The following is a 19087-nucleotide window of genomic DNA, read 5'->3' as shown; positions in this document are numbered from 1 at the left end:
ACCGGTCATCTTGTCGAGAGTCCGAGCGCGGCGACGAGGTGCGGCCAGGCCAGCGAGCCGAGCGCGGCCTCGGCCTCGGGAGTCCCGCCCCGCCGCATCCGGGCGCCTGCCGCTCTCAGCGAAGGCTCGCCGGGCAGGACCGTGCGGTGACCCGCGCCGGGATGCGTGACCACGGTCGTCTCGAGGCCGCGCTCCCCTCGCCGAGCCGCGATCCGCTCGGCGAAGGCGACGGACGGCCATACCTGGTCGTCGCCACCCGCGACCAGCACGACCGCTCCTGCGATGCGCTCGACCGGGATCGCTGCCTCGTCTGCTGCTTGCACGTCGGCGGCAAGGCTGTGCGCGTAGAGATCGCGGTACGCCGGAGGGTCCTGGGCCGACTCCCACCCCTCGACGAACGGCATCCATGGCACCGGCTGGCCGTCCGCCGTCCAGTGCGAGGTCCATCTGGTGCCGTCGTACCCGCCCCACACGACCGAGGAGGGGGCGAAGGCGACGGTGGCGCGGACCCTCTGATCGCGCGCTGCGGTCAGGAGGGCCGCCTCGGCCCCGAACGACGTACCCATGACAGCCAGTCGATCGGTTTCGGCCGCGAGGTGGTCGAGGGCTTCGGAGAAGAGCTCGATCGGGACGTCGTACGGACCAGCCTGCTGGCCGGGCCCGCCGAACCACCGGATCGCGAGAACGTGCACGCCGTGCTGCCACAGCAGGCCGGCACGCTGGAGTCGACGCGACCGCTCGACCCCGCCAGGACCAGGACTCCGGTGCCGCACGGGACCTCGGGGCGGAGGAGACGCCACTCGGGGTCGGGGAACGGCATGGGCTCGATCGTAGGTGGCGGCCCGGGCGTTCCGAGGCTGCGGATGGTCCAACGCCGCCTTCCGCGAGACGCTGGCGCCATGACGCCCCAGGAACACGCACACGCCAGTAGCAGACTCGAAATCCTGCAGGCGATCCTGGCGGCCATGGAGCGGCGTCAGGAAGTGACCGAGTTGGTTTGGGCAGCCGCGACAACCGAAGCGGCGCGCGACGGTCTCTGCGAGCTCCTTGCGATCGACGGGGATTGCGCTTCGGCGCTGCTGGACATGCAGATCGGACGGCTGACGGGTTCGTCGCGCCGGCACCTCGCAGACCAGGCCGCGCAGCTACGGTCCGAGCTCACCCAAGCCTGATGACACGACACCGACCTTCGAGACGACATACGTCTGGCCCCGCCCTTCGTCTCGGGCGGGGTGTGGGGCTTGGTGGTCAACCCGGCTTCGTGCCCTTGTCGTCCCTGACGAAGATGTGGCCTTGGGGGCTGGTCCAGGTGTACGTCGCGGGGCCGGTGCGCCGGTAGGACCAGGCGCCGTGGGTCTTCAGGCGGTGGTGTCGCCGACAGAGCGCGGCGAGGTTATGGGTGGAGGTCTCGCCGCCGGCTTCCCAGGGGACGATGTGGTCGAGGTCGCCGGCTCTGGCGGGTCTGCTGCACCACGGGAAGACGCAGGTCTGGTCGCGCAGGATCACTTGCTCGCGGAGCCGGGGTGAGGGTTGGTAGCCGGCACAGACGATGTGCTCGTTGAGGTCGATGACGGGTTTCACCGTCACCTGGGTGCGGGACTGCTGACACCACCCACGGATCTGGTCGAGGGTGGCGAGGTTGCCTCGTTCTAGGCGGGCGATCGGGTCGCCCTCGGCCAGGTGGACGTGGAGGACGACTTGCCGAGCCGCAGTGGAGGCTTGGTTTCGAGACGGTTGCTGCGCAACCTCACCAACCAACGGGAGGGCGAGCTGGGACCGTGCCATCTCCCCGACCGCGGACGCCCGCCGGGCATCGAGCGAGTCCTCGGACCCGAGGCTCTTCAAGACGTCTGCACCGTGGGTGACGGCGGCGCCGAAGTCGAGGGCGTCGGCCAGATCCAGCTCGGCGGTCACCCGCATGGTCCCTGCAAAGGAGACTTGCTCCTCCTCGATCGTCACATGCCGCCCGTCGGCAGCGAGCCGGGCTTCCGCGGCAGCGCGTTCGGGGTCGAACCGGGCGATCGCCGCATCCACCAACCGGTCCACCGCCGAGGTCGAGGTGCGGTGCGCGAACCGGGCGAGCTGCGCGTCGACGTACGACGCTGCTTCACGGGAGAGCCCGGCGTGGATGGTGGTCTCGGCGATCCGCCTGGCCCGCCAGGCGGGCAGTTCACCGGACTGGACACGTCGCCACAACCGCGGCAACCGGTGCCGCAGCTCGATCGCCTGACCGATCAGGTGCTTCGCCGACACCGTCGAGATGCCCAGCACGGCTCCGAACTCGGCGATGCAGAACTCCGCCACCAAGGGCGCCCCCGGACCAGCGACCGGCTCCTCGTGCTCCGAACCACCAGGCAGCAGGATCGCGGCCGCATCAAGCACCGACGACGCCGGATGCAGGTCGGCCCACTCACACGCCGCCACCAGCAACTCGGCCTCGCCGCGATCAGCCGTGGCGCGAGATGAGCGCGCGAACGCCAGCACCGCGGATGCGGTGTCGGGAAGCTCGCTCGTCGTGATCGCCATACAAGAGAGCCAATCAGGGACCACCGACATTTTCGGGCCGGATCCAGGCGTGGAGGGACGTTGTGGAAACTATTCGAACTTTGCCGCTCAGGTGTCTCTGTCTCGAGGCAGGGCGATCCAGTAGCGCCGCACCGGACCATGCTCGGTGTCGCGGATGGCTTCGAGGACGCCGCCGTTGCTCTCGATCGTGCGGGCCGAGGCGATGTTGTCCGCAAGGCAGGGTACGAGGACGCGGTCAACGCTGAGGGCGGCGCTCGCCTCCGCGAGCATCTCACCGAGGGCCCAGCTGGCCAGACCGCGTCGTCGAGAGGACGGGCGCACGCCGTAGCCGATATGGCCCGCGTCGCCGTCGAAGAAATGGCGCAGGACGATCCCGCCGAGCACCTGGCCGTCCTCGACGATCCATCGGGGTGAGCCGTGCCTCTCGTCCGGGCACGGGGTCCCGGCCGGGTGGGTCAGCCGGACCCTCTTCTGCACCCAGGCGGCGAAGCCTTCGGGTGAGTCCACGTCGTCGTCCCCGATGCCGAAGCCGTCCTCGTGACGACCGGGTCCCCAGTCGTCGCGGCACTCAAGGAAGGCTGCGTGCAGCCGCGTGGTCGGCACGATCAGTTCACGCACGTCGCGAAAGCCTCCGGCACCACCGCACGCACGCCGCCTCGTGGTGCACCCCGACCGTGTCCCGTCCGGAGCTGGCACACACCCGCTCGATCACGGCCCGCGCGGCGGCGAGGCGCGCCCCCCGGGCAGCGGGGTCCATGGCGATGACGGCGGAGTTGGTGGCCAGGGCTCCGCAGAACTGCTCGGCGGTCACCTCCCAGGTCCATGCGAACCGCGCAACGACGGTCTCGTCCGCCGGGAACGGCAGGGCGGGGAATGCCGGGCCGCCGAGGCCTTTGCGATCAGGGTCGATGCCGGCGAGCTCGAACTCCCACGGTTCGACGGGCGTGACCAGGTTCCAGATGAGGCCGAGCCAGCCGCCGGGCGCGAGCACGCGTCGTACCTCCGCGACCGTCTCGTCGAAGGGGAACCAGTGCCACGCATCCGCGAAGAGTACGGCGTCCACGCTGGCGGCGCCGATCGGCAGCGCGTCTGAGGCAGCCCGGTGGCCAATGGCGGCGGGGTGACAAGAAGTGAGCACGTCGAGCATCTGTGGATCAACCTCCACGGCCTCGACCGTCAGGCCGAGCTCTATCAACGCTCCGGTCAGCTGCCCGGTGCCGGCGCGAGCCACGAGACCGCCTCGGGCGGATACCGGGGCCGCCAGCGGGCGTAGTCCTCGGCGACCTCGCCGAACAGCATCGAGCGGCCCGGGTCGATCACGAGGGGCTCTTCCGCTCCGCCTCCGCCTTCAGGATGCAGAACTCGTTGCCCTCGGGGTCGGCCAGGACCACCCAGCCGGTGCCGGGGCCGTACTTGCCGCGGAGGTCGGCGACCTGGGTGGCGCCGATGCCGAGCAGGCGCACGACCTCGTCGTCCTGGGTGCCGGTGCGAGGCCGGAGGTCGAAGTGCATCCGGTTCTTGACCGACTTCTCGTCGGACACTTCGATGAAGAGGATCAGGTGCCCGGTCTCGGCATCCCGGATCAGGCACTCCTCGTGGCCAGGCTCGTTGGGGTCGTCGGGCATGTCGACGTAGCCGAGCAGCTGCTTCCACCACTCGGAGAGCTCGTAGGCGTTGCGACAGTCGACGGTGGTGTGCGAGACGAAGGAGGTCATGGCGCCAGCCTGACATCGTGCGCGGCGAGGAGCGAGCGGATTGCCACCGGCCCGTCGTCGATCGTCCACTGCAACGCGGGCATCCCGGCCGCGAGCGCGCCGCACACGTTGGTGGCGCTGTCGTCGACGAACACCACGTCGCTGGTCGCGACACCGAGCGACTCGGCCACCTTCGCGAAGAACGCCGCATCGGGTTTGGCGAGCCCCAGATCACAGGAGTAGAAGCAGGTGTCGAACAGGTCGTCGTACCCCAGCTCGTGCTTCATGTACGACGCGCGCTCGGCGTGCTGGTTGGTCCCGAGGTGGACACCGTGGCCGGCGGCCCGGAGCGACCGCACGAGCGCGACCGAGTCGGGCGCCACGTCGATCGCCAGCCAGAGCGCGGCATACAGCTCGTCGACGGGCACGTCGAGATCGCGAGCAGCGAGCGCAGCCGCCAGCGCGGCAGGAAAGTCGCCTGAACCCACCAGGGTCGGCGTCTCGAGATCGTGCAGGGCCCCATGGAACTCCTCGGCTCCGTCACCCAGCAGGCGCGACATCGTCGCGCGCCAGCCGCCGCACACCTGCTGCATGACGCCGTCGGCGTCGACCAGGACGTGAGGCACCAACGCGTCAGTCGGTGCCGTGGGCGCGGACGAACGCGACGATCGCGTCGGCCAGCTCGGGCCGGCAGACGATGAGGTCGGGCAGGTAGACGTCGTCCTGGTTGTAGACCAGCTCGGACCCGTCGACCCGCGAGCAGAAGAGGCCGGCGGCGCGGGCCACGGCGACGGGTGCGGCGTTGTCCCACTCGTACTGGCCGCCCGCGTGCACGTAGGCATCAGAAACGTCGCGCACCACGCTGATCACCTTGGCGCCGGCGCTGCCCATCGGCACCAGGTCGGCGCCGAGCTCGGTTGCGAGCGCCTCCACGAAGGCCGGCGGGCGGCTGCGGGAGACGGCGATGCGGGGACGGTCCGAGGTACGCGGAGGCACGACGCTGGGCGACGCGGTGCTGAAGGTCTGGCCCAGCACGGGCTGCGCAACTGCGCCGGCGGTGAGCTCGCCGGACTCCCAGAGCGCGACGTGCACGGCCCAGTCCTCGCGCGGCGGCTCGGAGAACTCGCGGGTGCCGTCGAGCGGGTCGATGATCCACACCCGGCTCGCGGTCAGCCGCGACTTGTCGTCACGAGCCTCCTCGGAGAGGACGTTGTCGTCGGGACGAAACTCCGCGAGGAGCCGCGCCAGCAGCTCCTGTGCCGCGGCGTCGCCGGCGTCCTTGAGCTCCTTGCCCTCGAGCCCCTCGGCGCGGACCTCGAGCAGCCGCGCCCCGGCCTGCTCGGCGGCCCAGGCCGCGAAGGTGTGGTCGTCGGAGAGGTCGACTGTCGGGATCTCTGTGGTCACGCCGATCAGCCTCTCATGTGACTAGCGGACCGACTGCTGAGAGGGCCGGGGATATGCTGACGTCCAACCAGATGGGATCTAGGCTGCTCCCACGGAGGGCGCCGGCCATGACCAGGACCGCACGACACATTACGGTTCTCGTGGCATGCGCCGCCGCGCTCGCGGGCTGCAGCAGTGCCGACCCCTCCAGCGCGCCGCCCTCGGCGAGTGCCTCCGCGAGTACGTCGGCCAGCCCGGGTGAGCCCGCGAAACCGAGCGGCACAGGCACGGCCGCCCCGGACAGCGCCAGCCCGGATGCACCGGCCAGCCCGGATGCGCCGGACGCCGTCGGCTCCGACGGTCCCGTCGAGGTTCTCCCCCCGAGCCCCTCCGAGGGCGGCCTTCCCGGCCTCTCTCCCAGGCCGAATCCCGCCAAGTCCCTGGTCAGCCGGCCGTTGCCGGCCAGCGCGAGCGCCCAGGGCTCCCTGGTGCCCGGCTACCCCTCCGGTGTGCTCCCCTCGGTCGCGGGCAGCACCATCGAGGCCAGCAGTGTGGCGGCCGACGGGCGACGCCTGCAGGTCGCTCTCACCGCGCGCACCGGCAAAGGTGCCAGCACCGTGCTGCTGTTCTACCGCCAGCAGCTCACGTCGCTGGGCTTCACCGAGGAGAAGGTCACGGCCGTCGGCGGCTCCCAGACAGCGGGCTTCCGGCGTGGGCAGAACTCCGCCACGGTCACGGTCACCCGTGACGGCGACGAGTCCTCGTACTCGCTCTTCTCGACCTTGTACGCCGGCTGAGAGGCGCCCGTGTACCTCAGCATGAGCGACCGCCCGGGCGGCAAGGACCGGACGGGCACGCGTGACCCGATCCCCCGCGTGGTGATCACCCTCGGCTTCGTCAGTCTGCTGACCGACATCTCGTCGGAGTCGGTATCGGCGATCCTGCCCCTCTACCTCACTGCGGTGCTGGGGCTCTCGACCATCGCCTACGGCTTCGTCGACGGGCTCTACCAGGGGGTCAGCGCGCTGGTGCGCATCGCCGGCGGCTGGGCCTCCGACCGCAGCGACCATCCGAAGTGGGTGGCGGCGATCGGCTACGGACTCTCCTGCGTGGCCCGGGTGGTGTTGCTCTTCGCCAGTGGCCTGGGCGCGATCTCGGCCGTCGTCACCGCTGACCGCATCGGCAAGGGCCTTCGTACGGCGCCGCGCGACGCCATGATCTCGGCGGCCACCCCGACCGCCGACCTCGGCCGGGCGTTCGGCGTGCACCGCACCCTCGACACCGTCGGTGCCGCGCTGGGTCCGCTGATCGCGTTCTCGATCCTGTGGGTGATCCCCGACGGCTACGTCACCGTCATGATCGTCTCGCTGGCCTTCGCCGTCCTGGGCGTCGCGCTGCTCGGCCTGCTGGTGCCCGACGAGCGACCGCGCGAGAAGCTCGAGGTGGCCCCCGGGCGCGAGTTCCGCTGGCGCGACGTGGCCGAGCCGCGGCTGAACCGGCTGCTCGTCATCGCCGGCCTGCTCGGCATCCTCACCGTCGGTGACGGCTTCCTCTACCTCGCCCTGATCGACCAGCAGGACTTCGACGCCACCTGGTTCCCGCTGCTGTACGTCGGCACCAACACCGCCTTCCTCGTTCTGGCCACTCCCCTCGGCGCGCTCGCAGATCGGATCGGCCGGGCGCGGATGCTCGTCTTCGGCCATGCCGCGCTGCTCGGCGCCTACGCGTGCGTGGCACTGGCGTCGGGTGGCGCGCTGTTCACCGTGCTCACGCTCGTGCTGCTCGGCACGTTCTACGCCGCCACCGACGGCGTGATCGCCGCCCTGGCGGGGCGACTCGTCGCGCCGACGGTCCGGGCCAGCGGCATCGCCACGGCGCAGACCGTGGTGGCCCTTGCCCGGTTGCTGGCGTCGTTCGGGTTCGGCGTCCTCTGGTACGCCGTCGGCCCGCGGACCGCACTCCTGATCGTAGGCGGCGCCCTGCTCGTCGCCGTACCCCTTGCCCTGCAGCTGATGCGGGGCCTCGACGCATCGGCGGACACCGCATGACCAGTCGTCGCATCATCGCCTTCGTCGTGGTTGCCGTGCTGGCCATCGGCGGAACCGTGGCGTTCGTGCTGCGCGACTACGACCGCTACCGCGACCGCATCGACAGCGCGCCGCCGGTGCCGAGGACCAGCCTCGGCGCCGTCGTCGACGGGCCTCGCGTGGTGTTCCGCAACACCGCCATCGGCAACGACTACGGGCTGGTGGCCGTGGTGCCGCTCGACGACCTGACCGGGCCGCGCGCGTTCACCGATGTCTCCTGCGACCGCATCGACGCCAGCCCGACGGGCGCCTCCTGTCTGGTGACGAAGCGCGGGGTCGTCACCCGCTACGCATGGCTCGACCTCGGGCCCGACCTCACGGTCGAGGACGAGCACGGGATCGCCGGCCTGCCCTCACGCACGCGGCTCTCCCCCGACGGATCGCTGACCGCGAGCACCGTGTTCGTCTCCGGGCACTCCTACATGCAGGCCGGCTTCTCGACGGCCACCCGCATCCGCGAGGTGGGTGGCACCGACTACGGCAACCTGGAGCGCTTCGACTTCAGGCTCGACGGCGAGAGGATCGCCTCAGTCGACCGCAACGTGTGGGGGGTGACGTTCGCCGACGACACCACGTTCTACGCGACGGTGGCGACCGGCGGGACGCCGTACCTCGTCAAGGGCAACCTGACCGAGCGCACCCTCACCGCCATCCATGCCGGTGCCGAGTGCCCGGCCCTCTCCCCCGACGGCACCCACATCGCCTACAAGAAGAACGTCAGCGACGACGCGACCCACTGGACCATCGCGGTACTCGACCTGGCCACCGACAAGGAGGTCCTCCTCGACGGCGAGACGGCGAGCGTCGACGACCAGGTGCAGTGGCTCGACGACGACACCGTGCTCTACGGCCTGCCGCGCGCCGACGAGGCCGGCGTGACCGACGTCTGGCAGCTCGAGGCGACGGCCGACGCCACGCCGCAGATGTTCCTCGAGCAGGCCTGGTCACCGGCAGTGATCCACTGACCTGAGTTACCGAAGACAGGCTATGACAGGGACGCCTCGACCACGGAGACTCGATACTTGGTCCTGGGGGACCATGCCCTGTCGCGTTCGGCAGGGCAGGGCGGGGCAGGGCGTAGGGGGCAAGCATGGGGATCTACGAGCGGCGCGTAGGCGCCGACGTTCGAGACGAGTCCCTCAGACCAGGAGGCTCGCCGGACGCGTCTTCGGAGAGCTCCAGATGGCACCGACGTCGGCACTCACACCGTCGAGAAGCCAGTAGCCCGACTCGTGCAAGCCGATGACGCTCTCCGGTCCGACCCTGAGGTCATCCAGTTCAGCAGCTCCCAGGTTCGTCACCAGCGTCGGCCGGTCCTCAATGGTGATGGACGCGAGCCCGGCTGGAGTCACGGCGCTGCACACGAGCTCGGCACCGCCTCGCTGCAGGCGGGCGCCCTCGCTCGGCTCCGGAAAGCCGGACCCCTCCGGCAACACGTTGAGGACGCGCAGGCTGGTCGTCTGCGTGCACTCCAGCACCCGGTCGATGTCGAAGCGGATGTCGGCGAGCACGATGTTGCGCACCCCGGTCTGTGCCTTGACGCGGCGGGCCGACCAGGAGCCACGGAGCCAGCGCAGTCGCCACCGGTGGTCGGCCAGCAGGGGGCGGGTCTCCGACTTCGGCACCGACGAGGTCACATCACCGCACGTGGTGCGAGTCGGCACCTGGTCGGGATACATCGCGGCGAGAACGGCGTGGGCGTGGTCGAGCCGGGCCAGGTTGGTCGACAGGCTGTTGTGGGTGAGCGGCACGTCGACCGCTGCCACCCGCAGGCTCTGCGCGCGGAAGCGCATGCCGAGCTCGACGGCGTATGCGTGCCAGGCCAGGTCGGCGTGCTCGCTCACGGGCTCCTCGAGCAGGTCGCTGCGCCGCGCGAGAAAGAGCACCTCGTCAAGGCTGTCGACGTCGACCGGCGTCGAGGTACTGCGCCCCAGGATCATCAGCCGGTCGCGGATGCGGCCGACGAGCTCGCCGTCACCGGTGATGCCGATGGCACCGAGCAGGCCCACGTCGGGGTGGTCGGCCAGCAGACCGGCTGCCCGCTCGAGGGCCTCGAGGGAGTGCAGGTGAATGTCTTGATGGATGAACGCGACGTACTCGGTGGTCGCCGCCCGGACGCCGCTGTTGAGGGCGGAGCCGGCCGTGGGGTGCACCTGCCCGCGGTTGTCGACAGGGAGGTACTCGGTATGGGGCGCAGTCGGCAGCAGGGCTGCCACGGAGGCGTCGAGGCACGCCGACCTCACGGCCTCGTCATTCCAGACACAAACGATGCTGACAGGTTCGCGTCGCGACACAGGGACAGACTAGGCGACAACGGCCCATCCGGGATCGGCGTTCTCGCCGCGGGATGCCCTAGTGCTCAGTTAGGCTTGAGACACGTACAGGATGAGAGAGCGGGAAGCTGATGGATTTCCTCGACGCGCTTAAGGTCCTGTGGCGCAGGTGGCTCATTGTGCTGCTCGGGATCCTGATCACCGGCCTCGGCTGTGGGGCCGTGATCGCCAAGGTCCAGACCGTCTATCAAGGCTCTGCCCAGTACCTCCTCCTGCTGCCGTCCAAGGCAAATGGTGACTCGAATCCACAGAACCCGCTCATCAACCAGCCGGCCGGCCTGGTCATCGGTGCGAGCCTCATCGCCGCCGAGATCAACACCAAGGACACCGAGCGCGAAATGGCGCGCGACGGCTTCGAGTCCGACTTCGCACTCGCGCTCGCGCCCTCGGGCGGCCCGCTGTTGAGCATCACGGTGACCGACACCGACCGCGTGGGCGTGATCGCCACGCGCGACGAGATTCTCCGACGACTCGACAAGCAGCTTGCCGAGCTCCAGGAGCGCGACATCCCCGACATCCCCGATAACCAGATCATCTCTGCATTGCCGGTGGCCGTGAACCAGGAGGCGGAGGCGGTGCCCGGAGCCAAGATCAAGGCGCTCGTGGTCGTGGTGGCCCTCGGCGGCATCATCACCCTGCTGCTCGTCTTCGCCCTTGACCGCCCGCTGAGCCGGCGGGCCGCCCGGCGTGCCGAGAAGAAGAAGGCGAAGTCTGAGGCCGCCGGCGCCGGAGGGGCCCCGCCCGACGACACGGCCACCAAGCCCGCGGCGAAGCCGGCCAGGGGCGGGTCGCCGGAGCCGACGACCGCGTCAACCGGGTCCTCCGGCAACCGGCCCCAGTCGCGGCCCAAGACGACGGGAAAGGAGTCCGACCGGCAGCAGGGTAGGGGCCCCATCGACAAGAACGGTGCCGGCAACAGCGCCCGGCCCGCCGTCCGTCGCGGCAGATGAGCGCGACCGCCCCGTCACCTGCGGTCAAGCGGCCTGTCCGGCCCGCGCCAAGGCGCTTGCCGGGCACCACCCTGCTCACCATCTACGTCTGCCTACTGACGCTCATCCCGGCCGGCCTCGTGTTCGGCCCCATCGGCGCGGCCGGCACGCCGGCGACCCTGTGGGGGATCTTCCTCCTGATCTTGTGGCTGTGCAGCCGGCTGGGCGGGCTGGGCTCGAGGTCCCACGTCTCGCCCGTGTACCTGGCGCTGGGTTTCCTGGCCGTGTCCGTCCTGCTGAGCTGGGCCAACGGAGTCAGCGTCGGCTGGGTGCGCCCCGCCGACGTCCATCAGGTCACTGACGGCGTCTACTCGCTGGTGCCGGTCTCCGTCTCCGAGCTCCAGGAAAAATCCCAGCTGGCCGGCATTCGCGGGCTGCTGTCGGTGGCGGGCTGGCTGGGTGTTGCCCTCATTCTCTGTGACGGACTCCGCACCTGGCGCCAGCTCGACCGCTTCGTGACGACGATCGTCTGGCTCGCCGCGGTCATCGGCCTGGTTGGTGTCATCCAGTTCGTCACCGGCACCAACCTCGCGTCGTACATCCGCATCCCCGGGCTGACGATCAACGGCGAGATCGGGTCGCTCGTGCGCTCCGGCCTCAACCGCGTGCAGGCCACCGCAACACATCCCATCGAGTACGGCGTCGTGCTCGCCGCCCTGTTCCCCCTTGCGCTGCATCAGGCGCTGTACCGCGTCCGCCGCTGGTACGACTACGCGCCGGTCGCCCTGCTGTCGCTCGCCGTGCCGATGTCGGTGTCCCGCTCGGGGATCCTTGTGCTGGGTGCGAGCCTCCTCATCCTCTTCGCGGGCTGGTCATGGAACCGCCGCGCGTGGTCCCTGGTGCTGTTCCCCGCGGTGGTGGTGGCCATGCGCGCGACCTTCCCCGGTTTGGTCGGCACGATCCGTTCGCTGTTCACCAGCCTGCTCGGCGACCCCAGCGTGTCCGGGCGCACATCCGACTACGGCCAGATCCTCGGGATCTACGCCGGCCACCCGTGGTTGGGTCGTGGAGCGTCGACCTTCATGCCCGCCTACTACCGCACCCTCGACAACCAGTTCCTGATGAACCTCGTCGAGCTCGGTGCGGTCGGCCTGGTCATCACCCTGTTCCTCTTCATCGCCTCGACCTACGCGGCGAGGTACGCCAAGCGACACGCCACCTCCCCCGAGCACCAGCACCTCGGCCTCGCGCTGAGCGCGGGACTGGTCGGCATCGCGATGAGCTACGCGACGTTCGACGCCTGGGGGTTCCCGATGGCAGCGGGCGCCACGTTCCTCCTCATCGGCCTGTCCGGCGCGGCCTGGCGGATGACGCGCGACGACGTGCGGAAGCTGGCCAGCGCGAACGGCGACGTCGGCGATGGATGACGAGCGTCCCGGGGAGGCCTCGGCACCCCCCGACGGTGCTGGCCCCCCAGCGAGCGGCCTCCGGCGCAGCGTGCTGCGCAGCACCGCGTGGAGCACCGGCGGGGCGCTAACGATCCGGATGGCCAGTCTCCTGACCGGCATCGTCGCCGCCCGCCTGCTGACGCCCAACGAGTTCGGGCTCTTCGCCGTTGCCCTGGTGGTGTTCACCTTCATGGGCAACTTCGCCGACATGGGCATCGGTGCTGCAGTGGTTCGGGCCCGCGACGACATCGACCGCATCGCCTCGACCGCGGTGACCTTCGCCCTCATCAACTTCACCGGCCTTGGCGTCGTCCTCGCGCTGCTCGCGCCGTTCATCGCCAGGGCGTTCGGTGCCCCCGACGCCACCGGCGCCCTTCGGGTCATGTGTCTCTACCTCGTCCTGTGCGGCCCCGCCGCGGTGCCGGTGGGCCTCCTCATCCGTGAGTTCCGGCAGGGCCAGCGGGTCGTGTTCGACTTCGTCGGGCTCCTGGTGTCCAGCGGCCTGCTCATCTCCCTCGCCCTTCAGGGACTGGGCGAGATGGCCCTGGCCTGGTCCCGGGTCGGCGGCCAGGCCTTCGTCGTCATCGCCCTTCTCGTGGCGGCGAAGAAGCGCTACCGGCCGGGGTGGGACCGCGACGCGGCCCGCGAGATCATGCGGCTCGGCATCCCGCTCGTCGGAGCCAGCCTCATCGGCAGCATGCTCATGGGCGTCGACGTCTTCGTGATCAGCCGGCTGCTGGGGCCGCACGAGGCCGGCGTCTACACACTCGCCGCCACGATCGCTGCCTGGCCGCTCGGCCTGTTCCTGCCGGTCCTCGTCAACGTCGGTCTGCCGCTCTTCGCCAAGATCCGCGACGACCGCGAGCTCGTCGGTCGCCTCCTGGCCAGCTGCCTCGACATGATCGCCGGGGTCTTCTGGCCGGTCTCGGCCATCCTCGCCGGCCTGGCGCCGTACCTCGTGCGGGTGCTCTACGGAGACAAGTGGTCGGCGGCCGCGGCCATTCTGAGCGTCATCGCGATCACGAAGGCCTTCGAAGCCGTGATGTCGCTGGTCGCCGACGTGCTGATCGCCGGCGGCTACGCCAAGGAGTACATGCGCTCCCAGCTCGCGCGGCTACTGCTCGTGCTGCCGGCCATGTGGCTGACCGTGCCGCGCTGGGGCAGCGTCTCGGCGGCATGGGTGACCATCGTCGTGCTGGCCGTCGTGGTGATCCCGTGGAACCTCTCGACCTGTCGCCGGATGACGTCGCTGCCGGTCGTCCCGATGTTCCGCACCTCCCTGCCGCCCATCGGCGGAGCAGTGGCAGCCGGGCTGGTCGCGAGCTGGGTCGGCGCAATGCCCGACAACCCGTGGCTGGCGCTCCTTGCCGGTGGTGCGGCCGGCTCGGTCGTGTACGCGCTCCTGATGCTGCGCTGGGGCCTCAAGGCCTACCACCGCACCACCCAGCTGCGCCGTGCTCCGGCTGTCGAGGCTCAGTAGCCCAGGACCGACTGACGCCACGCGGCGTACCGCGCGCTCCAGTCGTGCTCGGCGCGGAACGCCGCCACCTCTTCCGGTGTGGCGGCGGGCAGGGCTGCCGCCTCGAGCACCGCTGGTGTGAGCGACCCACCCGCTGGCACGAGCAGGCAGCGGGGCGACAGGCCGCGCATGGCTTCGAGGTCGGTGGCCACCACGGCGGCCCCCGCGCCCAGGTACTCGTAGATCTTCAGCGGGCTCATGGACCCGGTGCCGTCGAGGTGCGGCACCAGGCAGACGTCGGCCGCGGCCATCATGGCCAGGATCGACGACCGCGGCTCGGCTTCGTGGATCAGCACGTTGGGCTCGGCCGCCAGCCCCCGGAACCACTCCGGGTCCTGCATGGGACCGACCAGGACAATCGTCCAGTCGGATCCGAGGTCTCGCGCGAGCGTCGTTAGGGCGTCGACATCGACGCGACCCTGAAGGCTGCCAGCGTAGAACGCCACCCGGCCACGCACCTCGGTGAACCAGGCCGGCACGGAGTCGACGTCGTCGTAGTCGGAGGCGAGGATGGCGTTGGGCACCACCGTACGGCGCCGCGCGCCGACGTTCTGCACGATCTTCTCGGTGACGCCAACGACGTTGACGTCCGCGGCAGCCAGGGTCTCGTGGGCCCAGCCGTACAGGTCGAAGAAGCCGGGAATTCCCCGAAAGTCGTCCCAGGCGTAGTAGCTGATGTCGCGCCAGGCGCCCCGGTCGGCTACGGCGGCCAAGACGGGATGTGAGGTCACAAGGACGGTTTCCGTCGCCTCGACCTGCGCGCGCAGCCAGCGGTCGAGACGCCGGTAGACGGGAACGGCCTCGTTCATCGTCGTGGGCTCGCCGCGGCGCCAGCGGTAGGGGTGGACGAGCCGGCGGCTCGGGTCCGTGGAGAAGGCTGGCGACGGGCAGCGCGCACGTTTGACCCGGCCCAGGTGACTGCGCACGGGATCGGCCAGGAGCACGAAGGGGATGGTCGAGTCGTCGCGGAGCAGAACGCTGATGCGGTCAGGAGAGTAGGCGTAGCCGACGGCCATCCCGTCTGCCCAGGTGCGATGGGCCAGGGCCATGACGACATCCGTCACAGTCTCAGGTCCATCTGGACCGTGACACTCGGTGGGCGCAGTTCATCCGCCCACCGTAAGGGATCCAGGCCGTTCGCCGGCCCGAGTCAACCGGTTCGGGCTAGAATCCTCGACGTTCTGGCCATCGCGCGAACGAGGTGGGAGCAACCCATGGACTCCCCCGGCACTCCGACACCCGTGATCGATGTCGCGGTCGTGGTCGTCGCCTTCAACAGCAGCGATGTCCTGCCTGCCCTGGTCGAGTCCCTGCCGGAGGGCCTGTCGGGTCTGACGTGGCAGCTCATCGTCAGTGACAACGCGTCCGTCGACGGCAGCGCCGACGTGGCCGTCCGCCTCTCCCCCGGCTGCACGATCGTCGACATGGGCCGCAATGCTGGCTACGCCGCGGGACTCAACGCCGGCGTCGCCGCAGCTCCTCCCCACCGCGCCGTCCTCGTGCTCAACCCCGACGTGCGACTCGCCGCCGGTTCGGTGGGGCTGCTGCTGGAAGCTCTCCAGGCACCCGGCGTCGGCATCGCAGTGCCACGGCTCGACGACTCGAATGGCGACCTGCACTTCTCACTGCGGCGCGAACCCACGGTGCTGCGCGCCTTGGGCGACGCCACCATCGGTGCCGTCCGCGCTGGACGCCGGCCGCGCTGGGGTGAGCTCGTCACCGATCCTCGGGAGTACGACGCCCTAGGCTTCGCCGACTGGGCCGAGGGCTCCACGCAGCTCATCTCGGCGCAGTGCTGGCACGCGTGCGGCACCTGGGACGAGTCGTTCTTCCTCTACTCCGAGGAGACGGAGTACGGCCTTCGAGCGCGCGACCACGGCTACCGCACGGTGTACGTCCCGACAGCACGCGCGACCCACCTGCAGGGTGAGTCCACGCGCTCGCCAGGCCTGTGGTCGCTGCTGGTCGCCAACAGGGTGCGTCTGCACCGTCGTCGCAACGGGTTCGTCGCGGGCACTCTCTTCTGGGCCGTGGTCGTCCTGCGCGAGGCAAGCCGGGCAGCGATGGGCCGGGCCACCAGCAGGGCGGCCCTCGCCACCTTGCTGAGCCCGCGACGGATGACGGACCGTCCCGGCCCGCACACCGTCGCCCCAGCAGCCGCCAAGGGGAAGACTCAGGGCTGACGGACCTTCTTGCCGTCGTCCCACACGTTGCCCTCGAACACGTTGCCCTCTCCTGAGTCGGCCACCGCCGCCGCGGCACCGAACGCGGCGCACTTGCGGTTGGCGCCCCGCTGGAACACGTTGCTCGTGATCACGACGTTCGTCGGGTTGTCGCCGTATGGCTTGCCCGTGTCGTAGCCGCCGTACAGGCAGTACGCCGCGCGCCCGGCGGTGAACAGGTTCGCGTCGATGGTGACGTCGGTGATCGGGTCGAAGTCCGCGAAGAGCGCGACGGCGCCGGAGCACCCACCGTTGCCTGAGGTCTCCGAGTCGCACGCCAAGGTGTTGTGGCGGACGAGCATGTCGGAGCCACCGTTGGAGACGAACCCGTCGCCGTGCCAGTCGCTGCCGGGCTGGATGTACTGACCGTGCAGCCAGGAATCCTGGATGTCACAGTTCTGGTTGCACGAGAGCGACTGCCGGGCCCCGACGACCTCGACGCGACGCATCGTGACGTTGTACTGCCCGACGGCCGAGCCGTCGAACGTGCCACCGTCGACCGTCGAGTCGGAGATCGTGAGCGAGCCCCCCTCCCTGATCTCGATGTTGCCGTTGACGAGCGAGTGCTTGATGACGACGTTCTCGGCCTGGATGGAGAGCCTGCCGTTGACCTGCCTGCCGTCGATCACGGCGCCGTCGGCGCGGATCGTCGAGGTTCCGGTGTACGCCGACAGCGACACTCCGCCGGGCACGCCGGTGTTGGCGGCGTCGGGGAACGATGACGGGGTCTTCGTCGTCACCTTTCCGAGCACCGGCCGGACCAGGAACTGCGCGTGCTTCATCAGCTTGGCCGGGTAATGACCCTTCAGTGCGTGGGCGCCACCCAGGACGCTGTAGCGGGATCCTCCGCCGGCCGTGCCGTCGCGGAGAACGGCGTAGGGAACTCCCGCGCGTACCGAGAAGGATGCGGCGTACGTGCTCCCCGCCTCGAGCTTCACCGGCGAGGCGAAGGACGCCTTCTGCCACCCCACCTCCCCGGTGGACGGGATGGCAAGCGTGCCGAGCGACTTGCCCGAGTCCGACCACACGCGAGCAACATGCCGCCCCGTGTCACCACGGACGCGGTAGTAGCGGAGCGCGGTCACCCTCGATCTGGCTGCGGCCTGGAAGCGGATCCCCCGCTCGGTGTCTCGTGACGAGCGGTCCCGCTCGTACTCCGGATCGTGAGCGCGCGCAGTCACACCATCGCGGTCCAAGGGCGGTACGACGCCGGCAGACGCACCCGCGACGAGACCTATGCTCACCAGGCCGGTGAGGCTGACAGTCATCGAGAGGGCGAGCGCCACCCATGTGGGGGTGGCCCGAGAGCGGAGGATCTTGTGGTCCATGTCCATTCCTGGGGTAGAACCCGGACGGCATCAGGGCCCCCCTGACCGCCCGAACCGTGGACTGTAGCAGTTCTGGCCTGCGCCACCTGAGCTCGCCGACACGGCTAGGGCGCCGGGATCACCCTGCCGTCGTCCCAGACGTTGCCGCTGAACACGTTGCCGTTGCCGGACGGCGCGACAGCCGTCACCGGTCCGTAGACGGCGCACTTGCCGCTGGCGCCCCGCGCGAAGACGTTGTTCGTCACCTTCACGTTCGCCGCGGCCATGCCGTACGGCTTGGCCGGGTCGTACCCGGCGTACATGCAGTATCCGGCCGGGCTCGACAAGAACAGGTTGTTGTCCACGGTGAGGTTCGTGATCGGGTCGAAGTCGCCGTAGGCGGCCAGGGCTGCCGAGCACGCGCCACCACTGCCGCTCACCTGGGAGTCGCACGCCATCGTGTTGTGGCGCAACGTCATGTTGTCGCCACCGTTGGTGAGGAAGCCGTCGCCGTGCCAGTCGCTGCCCGGCTTCATGTACTGCCCGTGGAGCCACGAGTCCTGGACGTCACAGTTCCCGGCGCAGCCCACCGAGGCCCGCGCACCGACAACTTCCACCCGGCGCAGGGTCAGGTTGTACTGCCCGACGGCCGAGTTCTGCGAGGTGCCGCCGTCAACGGTCGAGTCGGACATCGTGAGTGAACCGGTTTCCTCGATGTAGACCGTGCCGTTCACCTTCGTCCGCGTGATCGTCACGTTGGGCGCCTTGATGGTCAGGGTGCCGTTGACCTGCTTGGCGTCGATCACCGTGCCGGCGCTCGTGATGGTGATCGGACCCATGTAGGTCGTCAGGGCCAGTCCGTCCGGGACACCCGTGTTGGCGGCGTTCGGGAAGCCCGGCGCCGGCGTCGGTGTCGGTGTCGGCGTAGGTGTAGGTGTCGGCGTCGCGGTCGGCGTCGGCGTCGGCGTCGGCGTCGGCGTCGGCGTCGGCGTCGGCGTCGGCGTACTCGTCGGCGGTTTGCCCCTGGTGTGACGCACACTCACGTCATCGAGCAGCACGCGGTCCTTGCGGGCCTGCGTGGTGCGGACCTGCACCGTGATGAGGGAGCTGGTCGAGGTCCGGAACACCTCGACCTTGGCGCGCTGCCAACGGTTTGCGATGACGACGCCGTCCCGTTCGGTCGCAAGCACCCTCCCGCTCCCCGGCTCGATCTCACGCACCACGAGGCTCGCGTGAACGATGCCGCGGGTGGAGCGCAGCCACGCACTCACGATGTGCGGGCCACCCTCGTCGCTGGAGAAGACCGTGGTACTGGCCGCCACCCTGCCTGAAGTGCTGGTCCGCAGGCGGGCAGCCCGACCGGACTGACGCCCTTGGGGTACGGCGGCGATGTCCGCCAGCGGGCTGGCGGACCACCCTCGTGTGCCGGACTCGAACGTCTCCTCGTAGAGCGTGCTCGTGTCGTCGGCGGTCTCGCTGGCGAGCCCGAGGGTCGAGTCCGTGAGGGCGACGGGACCCGCGAGAGCCGGCGTGATGATCAAGATCCCGGCGGCTGGCACCAGGAGCAGGACCGCCATCAGGGCGCACTCGACCACGGGGCGTGGATTCTTCACGGCGAGTCGACCTTTGCGTAGGGGGC

At 70.0% G+C, this 19087-nt stretch carries 19 protein-coding genes; 8 read left to right on the top strand and 11 right to left on the bottom strand.

The annotated features are described in order from the left end of the window. Positions 1-5: 5 nt before the first annotated feature. A complete protein-coding gene (locus H4Q84_RS18525) occupies positions 6-692 on the bottom strand; it encodes an acyl-CoA thioester hydrolase/BAAT C-terminal domain-containing protein (protein WP_248580546.1) in 687 nt (228 codons plus the stop codon). Positions 693-899: 207 nt separating this feature from the next. On the opposite strand from H4Q84_RS18525, the gene H4Q84_RS18520 reads away from it, so the two are divergent. Further along, positions 900-1172 carry a DNA gyrase subunit A gene (locus H4Q84_RS18520; RefSeq protein WP_248580545.1) on the top strand — a complete coding sequence of 91 codons (273 nt, stop codon included), beginning with the start codon at positions 900-902 and terminating at the stop codon, positions 1170-1172. A 76-nt stretch (positions 1173-1248) separates the two neighbouring features. Here the strand turns inward: H4Q84_RS18520 and H4Q84_RS18515 are convergent, their stop codons facing one another. The 6 genes from H4Q84_RS18515 to H4Q84_RS18490 all read right to left on the bottom strand — a co-directional run bounded on the left by H4Q84_RS18515 (position 1249) and on the right by H4Q84_RS18490 (position 5624). Continuing rightward, a complete protein-coding gene (locus tag H4Q84_RS18515; protein WP_248580544.1) occupies positions 1249-2526 on the bottom strand; it encodes an HNH endonuclease signature motif containing protein in 1278 nt (425 codons plus the stop codon). 87 nt (positions 2527-2613) lie between these two features. Continuing rightward, positions 2614-3144 carry a GNAT family N-acetyltransferase gene (locus H4Q84_RS18510; RefSeq protein WP_248580543.1) on the bottom strand — a complete coding sequence of 177 codons (531 nt, stop codon included), beginning with the start codon at positions 3142-3144 and terminating at the stop codon, positions 2614-2616. Beyond that, positions 3137-3757 carry a class I SAM-dependent methyltransferase gene (locus tag H4Q84_RS18505; RefSeq protein ID WP_248580542.1) on the bottom strand — a complete coding sequence of 207 codons (621 nt, stop codon included), beginning with the start codon at positions 3755-3757 and terminating at the stop codon, positions 3137-3139. The genes H4Q84_RS18510 and H4Q84_RS18505 overlap by 8 nt, the downstream gene beginning before the upstream one ends. 85 nt (positions 3758-3842) lie before the next feature. Then, positions 3843-4241, bottom strand: coding sequence for a VOC family protein (locus H4Q84_RS18500; protein ID WP_248580541.1), 399 nt, complete (start codon positions 4239-4241; stop codon positions 3843-3845). Further along, the gene (locus tag H4Q84_RS18495) at positions 4238-4846 is read right to left on the bottom strand and encodes an HAD-IA family hydrolase (protein ID WP_248583684.1); all 609 of its coding nucleotides are present in this window, start codon (positions 4844-4846) and stop codon (positions 4238-4240) included. Before H4Q84_RS18495 ends, H4Q84_RS18500 begins: the two co-directional genes overlap by 4 nt. 7 nt (positions 4847-4853) lie before the next feature. Continuing rightward, positions 4854-5624: a 3'(2'),5'-bisphosphate nucleotidase CysQ gene (locus H4Q84_RS18490; protein ID WP_282580263.1), complete on the bottom strand. Its 771-nt coding sequence runs from the start codon at positions 5622-5624 to the stop codon at positions 4854-4856. Between the two features lie 107 nt (positions 5625-5731). Here H4Q84_RS18490 and H4Q84_RS18485 point away from each other — a divergent pair, with 107 nt between their 5' ends. From H4Q84_RS18485 to H4Q84_RS18475, 3 genes are read left to right on the top strand one after another with little or no spacing between them, the layout of a single operon-like run. Beyond that, positions 5732-6400 (top strand): hypothetical protein, encoded by a 669-nt coding sequence (locus tag H4Q84_RS18485; RefSeq protein ID WP_248583723.1) that lies wholly within the window; start codon positions 5732-5734, stop codon positions 6398-6400. A 21-nt stretch (positions 6401-6421) separates the two neighbouring features. Beyond that, entirely contained in the window at positions 6422-7651 is a 1230-nt protein-coding gene (locus H4Q84_RS18480; protein WP_248580540.1) for an MFS transporter, read from the top strand. Further along, positions 7648-8655: a hypothetical protein gene (locus tag H4Q84_RS18475; protein ID WP_248580539.1), complete on the top strand. Its 1008-nt coding sequence runs from the start codon at positions 7648-7650 to the stop codon at positions 8653-8655. The genes H4Q84_RS18480 and H4Q84_RS18475 overlap by 4 nt, the downstream gene beginning before the upstream one ends. 174 nt (positions 8656-8829) lie before the next feature. Here H4Q84_RS18475 and H4Q84_RS18470 read toward each other — a convergent pair whose 3' ends face one another. Beyond that, entirely contained in the window at positions 8830-9984 is a 1155-nt protein-coding gene (locus H4Q84_RS18470) for a glycosyltransferase (protein WP_282580262.1), read from the bottom strand. Between the two features lie 110 nt (positions 9985-10094). Here H4Q84_RS18470 and H4Q84_RS18465 point away from each other — a divergent pair, with 110 nt between their 5' ends. The 3 genes from H4Q84_RS18465 to H4Q84_RS18455 are packed head-to-tail and all read left to right on the top strand — an operon-like array spanning position 10095 to position 13880. Then, entirely contained in the window at positions 10095-10973 is an 879-nt protein-coding gene (locus H4Q84_RS18465; protein WP_248580537.1) for a hypothetical protein, read from the top strand. 56 nt (positions 10974-11029) lie between these two features. Next, positions 11030-12379, top strand: coding sequence for an O-antigen ligase family protein (locus H4Q84_RS18460; protein ID WP_248580536.1), 1350 nt, complete (start codon positions 11030-11032; stop codon positions 12377-12379). After that, positions 12372-13880, top strand: coding sequence for a lipopolysaccharide biosynthesis protein (locus H4Q84_RS18455; RefSeq protein WP_282580261.1), 1509 nt, complete (start codon positions 12372-12374; stop codon positions 13878-13880). The genes H4Q84_RS18460 and H4Q84_RS18455 overlap by 8 nt, the downstream gene beginning before the upstream one ends. Here the strand turns inward: H4Q84_RS18455 and H4Q84_RS18450 are convergent. Next, positions 13874-14968, bottom strand: a complete 1095-nt coding sequence (locus H4Q84_RS18450; protein WP_248580534.1) for a glycosyltransferase — start codon at positions 14966-14968, stop codon at positions 13874-13876. The two genes, H4Q84_RS18455 and H4Q84_RS18450, sit on opposite strands and share 7 nt — an antisense overlap. 165 nt (positions 14969-15133) lie before the next feature. On the opposite strand from H4Q84_RS18450, the gene H4Q84_RS18445 reads away from it, so the two are divergent. Beyond that, entirely contained in the window at positions 15134-16102 is a 969-nt protein-coding gene (locus H4Q84_RS18445) for a glycosyltransferase family 2 protein (protein ID WP_248580533.1), read from the top strand. On the opposite strand, the gene H4Q84_RS18440 is transcribed toward H4Q84_RS18445, so the two are convergent. Further along, positions 16093-17469 (bottom strand): DUF4082 domain-containing protein, encoded by a 1377-nt coding sequence (locus tag H4Q84_RS18440; RefSeq protein ID WP_248580532.1) that lies wholly within the window; start codon positions 17467-17469, stop codon positions 16093-16095. The two genes, H4Q84_RS18445 and H4Q84_RS18440, sit on opposite strands and share 10 nt — an antisense overlap. A gap of 104 nt (positions 17470-17573) precedes the next feature. Continuing rightward, positions 17574-19061, bottom strand: coding sequence for a hypothetical protein (locus H4Q84_RS18435; RefSeq protein ID WP_248580531.1), 1488 nt, complete (start codon positions 19059-19061; stop codon positions 17574-17576). Between the last annotated feature and the right edge of the window lie 26 nt (positions 19062-19087).

This window comes from Nocardioides sp. InS609-2 (assembly GCF_023208195.1).
In the GTDB taxonomy this organism is placed as follows: Bacteria; Actinomycetota; Actinomycetes; order Propionibacteriales; family Nocardioidaceae; genus Nocardioides.
The sequence above is the reverse complement of the archived record's forward strand: the minus strand, read 5'-3'. Positions and strand labels throughout refer to the sequence as shown.